Annotated in this window: 15 protein-coding genes; 11 read left to right on the top strand and 4 right to left on the bottom strand. The window is 42.0% G+C overall.

Translation table 11 applies throughout. From position 1 onward, the window contains the following. Positions 1–3 precede the first annotated feature (3 nt). From LLW17_RS11965 to tsaB, 10 genes are all read left to right on the top strand, one after another. Positions 4–753, top strand: a complete 750-nt coding sequence (locus LLW17_RS11965; RefSeq protein ID WP_228230522.1) for an SCO family protein — start codon at positions 4–6, stop codon at positions 751–753. Then, complete coding sequence (locus tag LLW17_RS11970; RefSeq protein ID WP_228230526.1) at positions 754–1,329, top strand: DUF420 domain-containing protein; 576 nt, start codon at positions 754–756, stop codon at positions 1,327–1,329. 7 nt (positions 1,330–1,336) lie between these two features. Next, a complete protein-coding gene (locus LLW17_RS11975) occupies positions 1,337–1,552 on the top strand; it encodes a hypothetical protein (RefSeq protein WP_228230527.1) in 216 nt (71 codons plus the stop codon). A gap of 159 nt (positions 1,553–1,711) precedes the next feature. Continuing rightward, entirely contained in the window at positions 1,712–2,413 is a 702-nt protein-coding gene (locus LLW17_RS11980; protein WP_228230528.1) for an ABC transporter ATP-binding protein, read from the top strand. Further along, a complete protein-coding gene (locus LLW17_RS11985) occupies positions 2,406–3,650 on the top strand; it encodes an ABC transporter permease (protein ID WP_228230529.1) in 1,245 nt (414 codons plus the stop codon). Before LLW17_RS11980 ends, LLW17_RS11985 begins: the two co-directional genes overlap by 8 nt. A 25-nt stretch (positions 3,651–3,675) precedes the next feature. Then, positions 3,676–4,935, top strand: a complete 1,260-nt coding sequence (locus LLW17_RS11990) for an ABC transporter permease (protein ID WP_228230530.1) — start codon at positions 3,676–3,678, stop codon at positions 4,933–4,935. A gap of 27 nt (positions 4,936–4,962) precedes the next feature. Next, positions 4,963–6,114: an efflux RND transporter periplasmic adaptor subunit gene (locus tag LLW17_RS11995; RefSeq protein WP_228230531.1), complete on the top strand. Its 1,152-nt coding sequence runs from the start codon at positions 4,963–4,965 to the stop codon at positions 6,112–6,114. 65 nt (positions 6,115–6,179) lie between these two features. Then, positions 6,180–7,505, top strand: coding sequence for a TolC family protein (locus LLW17_RS12000; RefSeq protein ID WP_228230532.1), 1,326 nt, complete (start codon positions 6,180–6,182; stop codon positions 7,503–7,505). Positions 7,506–7,536: 31 nt separating this feature from the next. Continuing rightward, positions 7,537–8,802 carry an efflux RND transporter periplasmic adaptor subunit gene (locus LLW17_RS12005; RefSeq protein WP_228230533.1) on the top strand — a complete coding sequence of 422 codons (1,266 nt, stop codon included), beginning with the start codon at positions 7,537–7,539 and terminating at the stop codon, positions 8,800–8,802. A 3-nt stretch (positions 8,803–8,805) separates the two neighbouring features. Beyond that, on the top strand, positions 8,806–9,486 hold the full coding sequence (gene tsaB / locus LLW17_RS12010; protein WP_228230534.1) for a tRNA (adenosine(37)-N6)-threonylcarbamoyltransferase complex dimerization subunit type 1 TsaB: 681 nt from the start codon (positions 8,806–8,808) through the stop codon (positions 9,484–9,486). 3 nt (positions 9,487–9,489) lie between these two features. On the opposite strand, the gene LLW17_RS12015 is transcribed toward tsaB, so the two are convergent. The 3 genes from LLW17_RS12015 to LLW17_RS12025 form a co-directional block, all read right to left on the bottom strand. Then, positions 9,490–10,347, bottom strand: a complete 858-nt coding sequence (locus LLW17_RS12015) for a mechanosensitive ion channel family protein (RefSeq protein ID WP_228230535.1) — start codon at positions 10,345–10,347, stop codon at positions 9,490–9,492. A 177-nt stretch (positions 10,348–10,524) separates the two neighbouring features. Next, on the bottom strand, positions 10,525–10,725 hold the full coding sequence (locus LLW17_RS12020) for a dodecin family protein (protein WP_009781592.1): 201 nt from the start codon (positions 10,723–10,725) through the stop codon (positions 10,525–10,527). 85 nt (positions 10,726–10,810) lie between these two features. Beyond that, positions 10,811–11,713, bottom strand: coding sequence for a NifU family protein (locus LLW17_RS12025; RefSeq protein WP_228230536.1), 903 nt, complete (start codon positions 11,711–11,713; stop codon positions 10,811–10,813). Between the two features lie 140 nt (positions 11,714–11,853). On the opposite strand from LLW17_RS12025, the gene LLW17_RS12030 reads away from it, so the two are divergent. Further along, the gene (locus LLW17_RS12030) at positions 11,854–12,852 is read left to right on the top strand and encodes a PorP/SprF family type IX secretion system membrane protein (protein WP_228230537.1); all 999 of its coding nucleotides are present in this window, start codon (positions 11,854–11,856) and stop codon (positions 12,850–12,852) included. On the opposite strand, the gene murI is transcribed toward LLW17_RS12030, so the two are convergent. Further along, positions 12,849–13,637, bottom strand: coding sequence for a glutamate racemase (gene murI / locus LLW17_RS12035; protein ID WP_228230538.1), 789 nt, complete (start codon positions 13,635–13,637; stop codon positions 12,849–12,851). The two genes, LLW17_RS12030 and murI, sit on opposite strands and share 4 nt — an antisense overlap. Positions 13,638–13,668: the final 31 nt, after the last annotated feature.

Raw genomic sequence — 13,668 nt, forward strand, 5'->3', positions numbered from 1 at the left:
GCCATGAATAAAAAGAAAACCTACATAGGTATTGCAGTCATCGTGCTGATTTTTGGGATACTTACAATTCCCAAAATAATAGACCGTTTAAAGCGTGGAGAAGTAGTTAAGAATGACCGGCTTAATGTTGCTACTATAGATACCGAAGAAAATGACGGCAAGCTGGCTTATATCAACATAAATGGTAAAGATCGTAAAGTACCGCATTTTGAGTTTGTCAATCAATATGGCGACACCATAACAGAAGAAAGTTATAAAGGAAAAGTCTTTTTGGTAGAGTTTTTCTTTACCCGTTGTCCTACCATTTGTATCCCTATGAACAAGAACCTGGTTCTTATACAAAACACGTTTCAGGATAATCCTGATTTTGGTATAGCCAGTTTCAGTATCGACCCCGAGCATGATAGTCCAGAGGTGTTAAAGGAATATGCAGATCGTTATGGGGTTACAGATCCCGACTGGAATTTGATGACGGGTGAGCGGGAGCAGATTTATGAACTGGCTAATGTAGGTTTTAACCTGTTAGCTCAGGAAAATCCCAATATCGATGGAAACTTTCAGCATTCCGGGTTGTTTGCTCTGGTAGACCAAAACGGTTTTATTAGATCGAGAAGGGATGAGTTTGGAAATCCCCTCATTTACTACCGCGGTTTTATTCCTCAGGGAGCTGAGGAGGTGGAAGGAGAAGAAACTTCTCAAATAGACATCCTCATTGAGGACATAAGAAAATTACTGAATAAGAACAATTCCTAGATGAACGATCTTGTAAGAAAAGAAAAGCTGTACAACAGATGGATTGTTGTACTTTCTGTAGCAATACCTATTGCAGTGGCGCTTTTATTTATGGTGCGTATTCCTAATGTGGAGCGCCTGGGCTTTTTGCCTCCAATTTATGCCGGTATTAATGCGCTTACCGCTATTTTACTCATTACCGCGGTTATTCAGGTAAAAAAGGGCAATCGCAAGGCACACGAGAAACTTATGAAAGTTTGTATAGGTCTTTCGGTTGTTTTTTTGGTGCTCTATGTAGTGTATCATGCGACCTCAGATTCTACAAAATTCGGAGATACAAACCTTGACGGGGTGGTTTCAGATGCAGAGAATGCGGCTGTAGGTGTTTTTAAATACGTCTATTATTTCATTTTAATTTCTCACATCCTTCTTTCAATAGGCGTGATCCCTTTTGTGCTTATTACTTATGTAAGGGCGGCACTGGGCAAATTTGAGATGCACCGTAAAATCGCCCGTATCACCTTTCCGCTTTGGCTGTACGTTGCGGTTACCGGGGTGGTGGTTTACTTTATGATATTTCCGTATTATCCTGTTTAATTCTGTAATGATGAAGCGTTTCGTTCTCACTTTAGTCTTTTTAATAGTAAGCTTTGCAATGCAGGCACAGTGTGCCATGTGTCGTGCAGTACTGGAAAGCGAGACCGATAACAGCATGGCCGAAGGGGTTAACAACGGCATTGTTTATTTAGCGGCAATTCCATACCTGCTTATGGGCGGTTTGATTTGGTTTATTTACAGAAGCCGCCGAAAATCTCCTTAGATCAAGCGGCTGGTTTAGACTTCCCGGAGAGCTCTTCTTATTTCGAAAGTCCCTAAATGTTAATTTATTCTGTTTTAAATGTAACATTTACAGCTTTTGATAGTCTATTTAAGGGCTAACGCTATAATTTTCAGGCCTCCTGTACTCTAGACCATCATTATGATTGCGATAAAAGACCTTCACAAGTCCTATACAATGGGTTCGAACTCCCTGCACGTGCTTAAAGGAATCAACTTTAGTGTTGAGGAAGGTGAGTTGGTGAGTATTATGGGTTCTTCAGGTTCCGGTAAATCTACGCTGCTTAATATTTTGGGCATGCTTGATGAGGCCGATTCGGGTACCTATACCCTTGACGGCACTCCCATTAAGAATTTAAACGAAAAAATTGCTGCACGCTATCGCAACAAGTTCCTGGGGTTTATTTTTCAGTCTTTCAATCTTATCAATTATAAAAGTGCTTTAGATAATGTAGGCATGCCTTTGTACTATCAGGGGATGAAACGCGCTGAGCGAACCGATAAAGCGATGGCTTACCTCGAAAAAGTAGGTTTGGCAAACTGGGCACATCATATGCCCAATGAACTTTCCGGAGGGCAAAAGCAACGTGTGGCAATCGCCAGAGCTTTAGCTTCAGATCCTAAAGTACTCCTTGCCGATGAGCCTACCGGTGCTTTGGACACCAAAACCAGTTATGAAGTCATGGAGCTCATTCAGGGAATTAATGACGAGGGAAAAACCATTCTTGTGGTTACTCACGAAGATGATATAGCCCACATGACCAAACGTATCGTAAACCTGAAAGATGGCTTGATTATAGACGATACAAAAATCAATCAGGTAAGAGCGGCGTCTCATGTTTAGTCTGGAGCGCTGGCAGGAGATTTTTGAAACCATCCGGAAAAATAAGCTCCGAACGTTTCTCACAGGCTTATCGGTAGCCTCAGGAATTTTTATTTTGGTGATTCTTCTCGCGCTGGGTCAGGGCATGCAAAATGGTATTGCAAAAGAGTTTGAGCGCGATGCCACAAACCGAATTTCAGTCTATACTGGTGTAACTTCTGTAGGTTACAAAGGCCTCAATCCCGGTCGTTTTATAGAGATGACCAATGCCGATTACAACTATCTGATCGAAAAATACGAGGACAACCTTGAATTTAAATCTGCTGTTTACCGCATCTGGAGCGGTATTTTAACCTACGGTAAAGAGTCTGGCAGCTATAGGGTAGAAGGAGTGTATCCTGACTATCAGTTTCTGGAAAACGAAAGTCTGGTGAGTGGTCGCTACATCAATTATTCTGATCAGGAAGACAAAACCAAGGTTGTGGTCATCGGCAATAAAGTAAAACAGGATTTGTTTGGTGACACAGATGCTCTCGGCAAACTGGTTCAGGTAAATGGTATAAATTTTTATGTGGTGGGTGTTTACAGTGATCCCGGTGGTGAGCGCGAAGAGACCCGGGTTTTTGTTCCTATTTCTACCTCGCAGCGCGTATTTGGTGGTGCAGACAAAGTGCGTAATCTGGGCTTTACGTTAAAACCAAAAGCAAATTTTGAAGCAACACTGGCCCAGTCTATCAATTTCTCCAATGAGATTGAAGCTTTCCTTAAAGAACGGCATCTCGTGGCTCCCGATGATACCAGTGCAATCAATATCAATAACACCCTTGAAGACGCAAAGCGGTTTTACGATCTTATAGGTATGATTAAGCTCTTCTTTTGGATTGTGGGAATATTTACCATCATCGCCGGTGTGGTAGGCGTAAGTAATATTATGCTCATTATTGTGAAAGAACGCACAAAAGAAATAGGGATACGTAAAGCTCTGGGTGCAGAACCCTGGTCTATTGTGAGCATGATTTTGCACGAGTCGATCTTTGTGACTGCAATTGCCGGCTTCTCGGGCCTGCTTTTTAGTATGGGACTACTGGAGTTGATTGGCCCCAATCTCCAGATGGATTATATACGAAACCCCACCGTAAACTTTAATGTGGCCATAACGACCGTTTTTATACTGGTGCTGGCCGGTGCGCTGGCCGGTTTTGTACCTGCCTGGAGAGCCGCCCGTATCAAACCTATTGCTGCCCTGCGCGAAGAATAAATGATAAAAGTTAACCCGTTGACCTATGTTTAGTAAAGACAGTTGGGATGAGATTATAGAAGCCTTAAGCCGCAACTGGTTTAGAACGGCCCTTACTGCTTTTGGGGTTTTGTGGGGAATTTTCATTCTGGTAATCCTTCTTGCTGCGGGTAAGGGGCTTGAGAATGGGGTGAAAAAAGATTTTGGGAACATAGCAACCAACAGTATGTTTATGTGGACGCAAACCATCTCTAAACCCTACAAAGGACTTCCTAAGGGACGCCGCTTCAGCTATGATCTTGATGATGTTGCTGCTATTAAGCAAAGTATGCCTGAGCTGCGCTTTGTATCGCCGCGTAACCAGCTGGGAGGTTTTGGCGGAGCCAATAATGTGGTACGCGGAATCAATACCGGTGCTTTTAATGTTTATGGAGATTATCCCGAGTATATAGAGCAGCAGCCTATGTATATCACTTCCGGGCGTTTCCTGAATTACGGGGATATTGAAGCCAGGCGAAAAGTTGCCGTAATAGGCGAAGGCGTGCGCAATGCCCTTTACGATAAGGGAGAAGATTTTATAGGGACTTACATCAAAATCAACGGCGTGAATTTTATGGTTGTAGGGACTTATGCGGTTGTCGCAAGTAATGGAGATTCTGAAGAAGAGCAAAAGCAGATTTATGTTCCTTTTACTGCTTTTTCCCAGGCGTTTAATATGGGTAACGACGTGGGCTGGATGGCGATCACTGCAAAAGACGGCTATTCGATTACCCAATTAAAAACGAAGGTGTTTGACATTATAAAAACCCGTCATAGCATTCATCCCGAGGATGATCGTGCCATTGGAAACTTTGATCTTTACGAGCAATACCAAAAAGTAGACGGTCTTTTTATAGCTCTAAAAGCGGTAGCCTATTTTGTGGGTATTTTAGTATTGCTTTCGGGAATAATTGGTATCAGCAATATTATGCTGATTGTCGTAAAAGAGCGTACCAAAGAGATTGGTATACGCCGTGCACTGGGCGCAAGTCCCTGGTCAATACGCAGTCAGATTCTTACCGAATCGGTTTTTTTAACCCTGATATCGGGGATGGCCGGTATTTCTCTGGGAGCTTTGGTGATCTATGTTTTAAACAAAATTCTCGATGCCAACGGTCCGGTAGAAATGTTTTCAAATCCCAGCGTGGATTTATCAACCATATTAATCGCCTTATTCATTCTTATATCTTCGGGCCTTTTAGCCGGATTTATACCTGCTCAAAACGCTATTAAAGTTAAACCCATAGACGCATTGCGCGACGAGTAAAACATCAATAAAAAACGACTCTATTTTATGAAAAAATCTGTTACTATCATTATTCTGGTTGTCATAGGCCTCGTGTTTGTAGGCTCTCTGTATTATTTCTACCAGAAAAACCAGGAAGATCCTGTTGTGTATAAAACCGAGAAGCCTTCCCGACAAACCATAATTAAAAAAACAGTGGCTACGGGGAGTATTGTACCTAATGAAGAGATTTTGATTAAGCCCAATATTTCGGGTATTATCGCCGAGATTTATGTGGAAGCAGGTCAGATCGTCAAGCAGGGAGATATGATAGCGAGAATTGATGTGGTGCCCAATGTGTCTTCTTTGGTCAGTGCCAAAAATAACATTCAAAGTGCTCGTAATCAACTGGAGACTGCCAAGCTGGCTTATGAAAATCAGAAAAGCATATTCAGCAGACAGAGTTCGCTGTATGAGCGTGGGGTAATTTCGGCAAATGAATTTGACATTAATAAACGGGAATACGACAGGGCTGTGCAGGAATGGAGACAGCAGCAAGTGAGCCTCAACTCTGCGGTGCAGAACTATGATATCGTGCGTACGGGTACTACTGCCGGTTTGGGCAACGCTGCCACCACTCAGGTCAAGGCGACCATCGACGGGATGGTTTTGGAAATCCCCGTAAAGGAAGGCAATCAGGTTATTGAAGCCAATAACTTTAATGATGGTACTACAATCGCGGCTCTGGCTAATGTAAATGATATGATTTTTGAAGGCAAGGTAGACGAGAGTGAGGTAGGTAAAATTACCGAAGGGCTTCCGCTTAAGATTACTGTTGGAGCCATTGAAGATAAAAGTTTTGATGCCACACTTGATTATATCGCACCAAAGGGAATCGCAGAAAATGGTGCCATTCAATTTGAGATCAAAGGAACTTTGGCAAAAGTAGATTCGACATTTATACGTGCCGGTCTTAGTGCTAATGCATCTATTATTTTAGAAGAAGCTACAGATGTACTTGCGGTTAAAGAAGCGCTTATTCAATATGATACAAAAACCCAGCAACCCTTTGTTGAAGTTGCCGTGGGCGATCAGCAGTTTGAAAGACGCGATGTAAAACTGGGTGTGAGTGATGGTATTTACGTGGAAATCCTTGAAGGAGTAAAGCCTGAAGACGAAATTAAAGTCTGGAATGCAACCGTACCGGTTCAATCCTTTTAAACCAAATTAAAAATCAGATGTAACATTTCTGATCAAACAACTACTTATCAAACAGAATTTCAATTATGAAGAATTATTTATTCATTTTTCTTTTGGTTTTTGCGGGGGTATCCGGTTTTGCTCAGCAAAAGTGGACCCTGCAGGAATGCATACAGCGGGCACTTGACGAAAACATTCAAATACGCCAGGCAGAGCTTGATCTGGAAGGTGCTGCGATTGATCGTTCAGACGCGATTGGTAACTTTTTGCCCAGTTTCAACGCCAACAGCTCAGTGTCTAAAAATACCGGTTTGAACTTTGACCCTACAAGTAACCTGGCTACAACAACCCAGTTTTTATCTGCCAGTGGAGGTATTAATGCGGGCTATACCTTGTTTGACGGTCTACGTAACTTTAAACAGATACAGCGTGCCAAGCTTACAGCACTTTCTGCACAATATGGGCTTGAAAAGCTGCAGGATGATATTGCCCTTACCGTTGCTAATGGCTATTTGCAGGTAATACTGAATAAGGAAAACCTAAAAGTACTGCGTTCCCAAAATGAAGTGACCCGGCGTCAGATTGAGCAAACTCGTGAATTAGTTGATGGTGGGGTTTCACCACGGGGAGATTTGCTTGAGGTGCAGGCACAAAATGCTACTGAGATTCAAAATATTACCGCTGCTGAAAATGCGGTGCAGATTTCACTTATTAGCCTTGCGCAAACCTTACTGATCAGAGATTATAAAACTTTTGACATCGCAGAGGGTGATTTTAATATTTATGGAGAAGAGATTTTAGCACTAAGTCCCGAGAAGATAACAGAGTCTGCAAAAGAGGAACGTTATGAAGTGCGCATTGCAGAAAATAATCTTGATCTTGCCGAAAAGGATGTCGAGATTGCTAAAGGTGCAAAATTGCCCACTTTAGATGCCTTTTTTGGATATAGCACAAGGTATTCTGAACAGGATATTCAAAACACCTTTCAGGAGCAGTTGTATCTTAATGACGGTATATCTTATGGCTTACGCCTTAACATACCTATTCTAAACGGTTTTCAGGCGCGCAACAATGTTCAGCGGAATAAGATTGCGGCAGAGCGTGCGGCAATCAATTTAGAACAGGCACAGCTTGACCTGGAGTCTAACGTGTACCAGGCTTATCTCGACGCTCAGGGTGCTTTAAAAACCTTTGAGGCTGCTGAATCAGCTGTAGAATCTCAAGAACTGGCCTATTCCTACGCAAAAGACCGCTACGATGTAGGTTTGATAAATGCCTTTGATTTCAGCCAGTCAAAACAGCGCTATGACAATGCGCAAATAGACCTAAACAGGGCTAAGTACGATTACATATTTAAACTAAAAGTTTTAGAACTTTATTTTGGTGTACCTGTAGATCAATTGAAGTTTTAATACTGAAACTATTGATTTTAGTAACTAAACGATGAAAAAAAAGACCTTACTCATTATTCTTGCTGTTATTGTTGTTCTGATTTTAGCACTTATTGGTGCTAAAAAAGCAGGGCTTTTCGGCAAATCGGGAAATTTTAAACCGGTTGAAGTTCAGGAAATCGTGCTTGAAGATGTGGTCGAAACTGTAGCGGCTACCGGAAAAATTCAGCCCGAAGTAGAGGTTAAAATCTCTTCTGAAGTTTCCGGCGAGATTATAGAGCTACCCGTGGTTGAAGGCCAGCAGGTTGAGAAAGGTGATTTGTTGGTGCGTATAAACCCAGATTTGATTCAGTCTGCATTAACGCAGGCACAGGCTTCGTTGCAAAATATACGGGCAAATCTGGCTCAGGCTGAAGCTACCCTGAAGAATGCAAAAGCTAATTATGAGCGTAACAAAACCCTTTTTGAGAAAGGGGTGATTTCAAAATCAGCCTGGGATCAGTCGGTCTCAGATTATGAGGTGGCACAGGCTAATGTAAAGTCTGCCTATTACAGCGTGCAAAGTGCAGCAGCAAACGTGAACCAGTCGCGTGATAACTTATCGCGTACCACTATATATGCGCCTATAAGCGGAACCATATCCAGGCTTGATGTTGAACTGGGCGAGCGCGTGGTAGGTACCCAGCAAATGGCCGGTACCGAAATTATGCGGGTTGCAGACCTGGGTAATATGGAGGTTGAGGTTGATGTAAACGAAAATGACATTGTTAAAATCAATATTGGTGATTCTACCCGCGTTGAGGTTGATGCGTACCTCAAAAAGATTTTTAAAGGTGAAGTAACCGAAATAGCTAACTCTGCGGAAAGTAATCTGACTGCAGACCAGGTTACCAATTTTAAAGTAAAAGTGCGCATTCTTGAAGAATCGTATAAGGATCTGCTCGAAGGTCAGTCTGAAAGTTATTCGCCCTTTAGACCGGGAATGACCGCAACGGTTGACATCATTACCAAAAGTGTGAAGAATGCCGTGGCTGTTCCTATTAGTGCGGTGGTAATCAAGAGCGATACCACGCAGACCAGTGCTGCCTTTGGTGAAAATCAATATGAAGCCGTGTTTGTTAAGCAGGGAGATAAGGCGGTACTTAAGCGTATTACCACCGGTATTCAGGATGATTCCGATATCGTGATTACTTCAGGTTTAGAAACCGGGGAAACCGTAATTACAGGGCCGTACAACACGGTGACCAAATTACTTAAGGACGGAGATCTGGTGGAGGTTAAAAAAGATGCTAAATTTGAGCCTTCAGAAGAAGACTAGATTATGGCAATCCTTTTAGGTATAGAAACCACCACGACCAATTGTTCTGTAGCACTGTCAAAAGATGATGTGATTTTGGCTTTTAAAGAAGATATGGGCCTCGATTATTCACACGCCGAGCGCTTGCATCTCTACATCGCAGAAGTACTGCAGGAGGCTAATATTCCTAAATCGGAAATCGATGCAGTTGCCGTAAGCAAAGGGCCTGGATCTTATACCGGTCTGCGAATAGGCGTAAGTGCTGCAAAGGGTTTATGCTACGCCCTGAATGTTCCTTTAATTGCCACAAATACACTTAAAGCGCTTGCGATACAGGCCAACCAGTCTGGTGATGAGTTTAAGTATATTATTCCTGTGCTGGATGCCCGGCGTATGGAGGTCTACAGCGCGGTTTTTAACCCGGTTTTTGATGAAATACGAAGTATTGAAGCTCAAATTGTAGAAGAAAGCTCTTTTCTTAACTATCTCGATTCCGGTAAGGTCTTGTTTATAGGAAATGGTGCAGCAAAGCTGAAAGACCTGATTAAACATCCCAACGCCCGTTTTAATGATAAGGCTCTGCCTTCTGCCCGGGAAATGATGCCTTTGGCTTTAGCCAAATATAAAATAAGCGACACCGAAGATGTCGCTTATTTCGAGCCTTTTTATCTCAAAGACTTTTTTGTTACTTCAAAAAAGAAGTGATATTTATTTGCCAGTAAAACTCGCGCCACTTTCATTAAACACGTGTACATCGCGTTGCGGAAATGGAATTACGATGCCTTGCTCCTCAAGTCTGTGTTTACCTTCTTCCAGTATGTGCCAGTGCAGCGCCCAGTAATCATCATTTGTAGCCCAGAAACGCAGGGACAGATTTACAGAGCTGTCTGCAAGTTCGGTTACCACGATCATAGGTTCGGGATGTGGGTCGTGCAATACGGTTTCCTGCTCATTCACCAGTTTAAGAAGAATTTCTTTAGCGAGCTTGATGTCGCTGTCGTACGAAATCCCCCAGGTTTGTGCATTATGTCTTACGCCTTGCGAGGTGTAATTGATAATGTTGTCGTTTGAAAGTTTTCCATTAGGAATTACTGCCTCCTGGTTTCCAAAGGTGATAAGGCGTGTGTTAAAAATAGAGATTTCCTTAACCGAACCGTCTACTCCCTGAGCCGAAATCCAGTCTCCTACTTTAAACGGTCTTAAGAGCAATATAAGCACTCCACCGGCAAAGTTGGCCAAAGAGCCCTGCAGGGCAAGACCTATTGCCAGACCGGCAGCACCAATAACGGCAATGAGCGATGATGACTCTACTCCTAATTGGGTAATAACCACAACGAATAAGAGTATTTTTAAAGACCAGTTGATGAGGTCTGCTATAAATTTTTCAAGGGTGAGGTCGTAGTCTTTTTTGTCAAAGAATTTTTTCACCAGTTTGTTGATCACCCGAATGATCCAAAAACCGACGACTAAAGTCAAAATAGCACCTAAAAGACTGGGTAAAAAGTCTATAATTTTTTCGCCAAATTTATTGGCATAATCTTCTACTTGGTTGATATCAAATTGCATATTTAAATTTTTTACAAAGGTCTGGGATACACTGCAGAAATAAAAAATACCGTTGTTTAAATTAAGTTAATTCTAATGCCTTGATCGGGCGTTAGTTTATTGAAAATAATAGGTGTTAATTGACAATAAAAAAACCCGCAGAATTTTCTGCGGGTTTTTATTTTTAGTGAGCTGTTTTTATTTTACCTCAAAGGTAATCTTTACATTAACCCTGAATTCTGATACGGTATCTCCGGTAACCACAGCACTTTGTTCATTTACATAAACCGAACGGATGTTCTTAATGGTTTTTGAAGCTTCTTTCACCGCATTAGCGGTTGCCTGTTCCCAGCTTTTATTAGAGCTGGCTAATACTTCGATTACTTTTAAAACTGCCATAATTATCTTTTTTGGTTATTTAAATTGTTAAATCCTCAATTTACGATAATTCGAGCAGTTAAGCTTTAATGATTTGTTAATCTAGCTAGCCATTTATAGCTTCAACGCTATTGATTCTGCCCTGCAGCATTTCCTTAAGCATGGTTTCAATCCCGTTTTTGAGTGTAAAAGTAGAAGAAGGGCATCCACTGCAGGCTCCCTGCAAAACAACCTGTACGTTTTTGGTTTCCGGATTGTAATGCTTAAACATAATATTGCCGCCGTCACTGGCTACGGCCGGTTTTACATACTCTTCAATAATATTGGCGATTTCTTTAGAGGTATCGTCCATATTTTCAAAATCCTGCTCCTTTTGGGCTTCGACAGCCTGAGGCGTTTTTTTGAAGTTTTCAGAAAGTATTTCTTTGCCGTCTTCAATCCAGTTTTTAATAAATTCCCGTACTTCCTGAAAAACGGAATCCCAGTCTGCTACCTCATATTTTTGGATGCTTACGTAATTAGAATCCATAAATACTTCTTTCACAAAAGGGAAGTGAAAAAGCTGCAAAGCCAAAGGGGCATTTTTAGCTTCATCAATATTTTTAAACTCGAGGGTTTCGGTTACAATTTTTTTATTGGTCACAAATTTGAGCACTGCGGGGTTTGGGGTGCTTTCCGCATATACAGTGACCGGTATTTTCTTGGCAGTCGCGTCTTCAATGATAACAACTCCGTTGTCATTCAGGAAGTTTTCCAGCTGTCCGGCAAGTTCATCCTGCACATCTATCCAGTCTACGATGTTAAATTTTTCTACCGCTATAAAATTCTGAGAAATGTAAACTGTTTTTACAAACGGAAGGTAAAAAAGTTGTTGTGCCAAAGGTGAGTTTTTAGCCTCGTCAATATTGTGAAACTCATAGCTGTTATGGTCTACGAGAAATTTATTTGCCTGAAATTTTTTAATAGCAGGATTTGATGTGGGCTCTATAGTAATGGAGTAAGTGCTCATAGTAAAAAATTTTGATGCAAATTTAGTTTTTTTAGACGGGACGTGTATTTTTTTCAGGGTCTAACTCGCTTGCCAATCATAATTTATTTAGATTTACAACGTTGGGTACCAATCGCACTAACAGCATTTTTAGAAGCTTCATGTTGAATAAAAAAATTCTTTTCAGTTTACTGCTTTTATGGGGCTTGTCGAGCCGGGCGCAGGAGGGTATCCCGGTCTATTGGGATTATCTTACCGAAAATCTGTATTTACTGCATCCGTCGATGGCGGGAGCTGCAAATTCAAATCAGATACGACTTACCGGAAGACAGCAATGGTTTGATGTTGAGGACGCACCTAATCTGTACACAGCTTCGGTTAACGGCCGTGTGGGAGATAAGGTAGGTCTGGGTGCTATTCTATTTTCAGATGAAAACGGAAACTTCTCGCAACGCGGATTTTTCGGAACTTTTGCATATCACTTACTGCTTTCACGCAATTACGTAGATCTTAATCAGTTGTCATTTGGCATTAACGTGGGGGTAATGCAAAATACCCTTGATGAAAGTGCTTTTGATTTAACCGATTTTGATCCCATAATTTCCGGCGGAAGCCAGACCGATAATTACTTCAACGTAGATATTGGGATGTCCTATTACTTCCTTGATTTTTATGCACACGCTACCGTTAAGAATGTTTTACCGCGTCAGCGTGCAATTTTTACTCCGGAATTAGAATCAACCAATCAGCGGCGGTATTTAGCTTCTGTGGGTTATGTTTTTGGAAAGTTCAACAGTCCGTGGAGTTATGAGCCATCTTTGATGCTTCAGGCAACTGATGAGACTCAGGAAGTAAGTATCGATGTCAACGGAAAGGTGTACCGTAAATTTGACTGGGGCAAACTATGGGGTGGTCTTTCGTACCGCCGCAATCTGGATGGTGCGCAATACCTTACGGAAGACGGAGCGGTGACAAGCCAGCGCTCACAATACCTTACGCCATTTGTCGGGATCACCTATAATCGCTTCCTGGTAGGATATACCTACTCGTATCAGCGAAATGACATCGTTCTTAGTAATGGTTTCCACCAGATCACCCTTGGCTACGATTTTGGTGAGCGACGGGAGCCTTATGAATGTAACTGTCCGGCGATTAATTAAAAATCCAAATAACCTACTTCTTTTTTTGATACAACATCCTGTGTGAGATGCACAAGGGTCTCTACAGATGCATTGGTATAGAGGCTATGGCTTCCTTTTTCTTTAGAAGTATTCAATAAGGAATTAGACTCCAAAATCTTACGGGTTTGAAGGGCAACCGCCCGGCCACTATCTATAATTTGCACTTCTTCCGGCAACAATTCTTTTAAAATGGGAATCAAATACGGGTAATGGCTACAGCCCAGTACCAGATAATCCATATTTTCAGCAATCATTGGGTCGAGATAGGTTTGGAGTAATTCGCGTGTTTCGGTTGTGTTTATGAGCCCTTTTTCAATACGTTCTACCAGACCTGTGCCTATGACCTCAATTACGTTTAAATCGCTCGCATACAGGCTTGAGGTACGGGCAAAAAGTGCGCTGCTTAAAGTTCCTTTGGTGGCCAAAATGCCAATGGTTTTGCTTTTGGAAGATAAGGCAGCAGGTTTAATTGCGGGCTCAATCCCTATGAACGGAATGGGATAGGTTTTCCTAAGGAAGTCAATGGCGTTTGTTGTAGCGGTATTGCAGGCAACCACGATGAGTTTACAATGGAGTTCAAGTAGCTTTTCGGTATTTTTTACGGAAAGTGCCAGAATCTCTTCGGCTGATTTTTCGCCATAGGGCGCATTACGGCTATCGGCCAGATAAATGCTGTTTTCGTGCGGAAGAAGGCTAATGACCTCTTTCCAAATAGAAGTGCCTCCTACGCCGCTGTCAAAAAAACCGATGGGTTGCTTACTCATAGCTTCAAAAATAAAAAACTGCCCTTTCGAT

The organism is Leeuwenhoekiella parthenopeia (genome assembly GCF_020782115.1).
In the GTDB taxonomy this organism is placed as follows: Bacteria; Bacteroidota; Bacteroidia; order Flavobacteriales; family Flavobacteriaceae; genus Leeuwenhoekiella; species Leeuwenhoekiella parthenopeia.

What these genes read in the sequence shown, in the direction of transcription:
- LLW17_RS11965 (WP_228230522.1), top strand. Translation starts at nt 4, where the DNA reads ATGAATAAAAAGAAAACCTACATAGGTATTGCAGTCATCGTGCTGATT.
- LLW17_RS11970 (WP_228230526.1), top strand. Translation starts at nt 754, where the DNA reads ATGAACGATCTTGTAAGAAAAGAAAAGCTGTACAACAGATGGATTGTT.
- LLW17_RS11975 (WP_228230527.1), top strand. Translation starts at nt 1,337, where the DNA reads ATGATGAAGCGTTTCGTTCTCACTTTAGTCTTTTTAATAGTAAGCTTT.
- LLW17_RS11980 (WP_228230528.1), top strand. Translation starts at nt 1,712, where the DNA reads ATGATTGCGATAAAAGACCTTCACAAGTCCTATACAATGGGTTCGAAC.
- LLW17_RS11985 (WP_228230529.1), top strand. Translation starts at nt 2,406, where the DNA reads ATGTTTAGTCTGGAGCGCTGGCAGGAGATTTTTGAAACCATCCGGAAA.
- LLW17_RS11990 (WP_228230530.1), top strand. Translation starts at nt 3,676, where the DNA reads ATGTTTAGTAAAGACAGTTGGGATGAGATTATAGAAGCCTTAAGCCGC.
- LLW17_RS11995 (WP_228230531.1), top strand. Translation starts at nt 4,963, where the DNA reads ATGAAAAAATCTGTTACTATCATTATTCTGGTTGTCATAGGCCTCGTG.
- LLW17_RS12000 (WP_228230532.1), top strand. Translation starts at nt 6,180, where the DNA reads ATGAAGAATTATTTATTCATTTTTCTTTTGGTTTTTGCGGGGGTATCC.
- LLW17_RS12005 (WP_228230533.1), top strand. Translation starts at nt 7,537, where the DNA reads ATGAAAAAAAAGACCTTACTCATTATTCTTGCTGTTATTGTTGTTCTG.
- tsaB (WP_228230534.1), top strand. Translation starts at nt 8,806, where the DNA reads ATGGCAATCCTTTTAGGTATAGAAACCACCACGACCAATTGTTCTGTA.
- LLW17_RS12015 (WP_228230535.1), bottom strand. Translation starts at nt 10,347, where the DNA reads ATGCAATTTGATATCAACCAAGTAGAAGATTATGCCAATAAATTTGGC.
- LLW17_RS12020 (WP_009781592.1), bottom strand. Translation starts at nt 10,725, where the DNA reads ATGGCAGTTTTAAAAGTAATCGAAGTATTAGCCAGCTCTAATAAAAGC.
- LLW17_RS12025 (WP_228230536.1), bottom strand. Translation starts at nt 11,713, where the DNA reads ATGAGCACTTACTCCATTACTATAGAGCCCACATCAAATCCTGCTATT.
- LLW17_RS12030 (WP_228230537.1), top strand. Translation starts at nt 11,854, where the DNA reads ATGTTGAATAAAAAAATTCTTTTCAGTTTACTGCTTTTATGGGGCTTG.
- murI (WP_228230538.1), bottom strand. Translation starts at nt 13,637, where the DNA reads ATGAGTAAGCAACCCATCGGTTTTTTTGACAGCGGCGTAGGAGGCACT.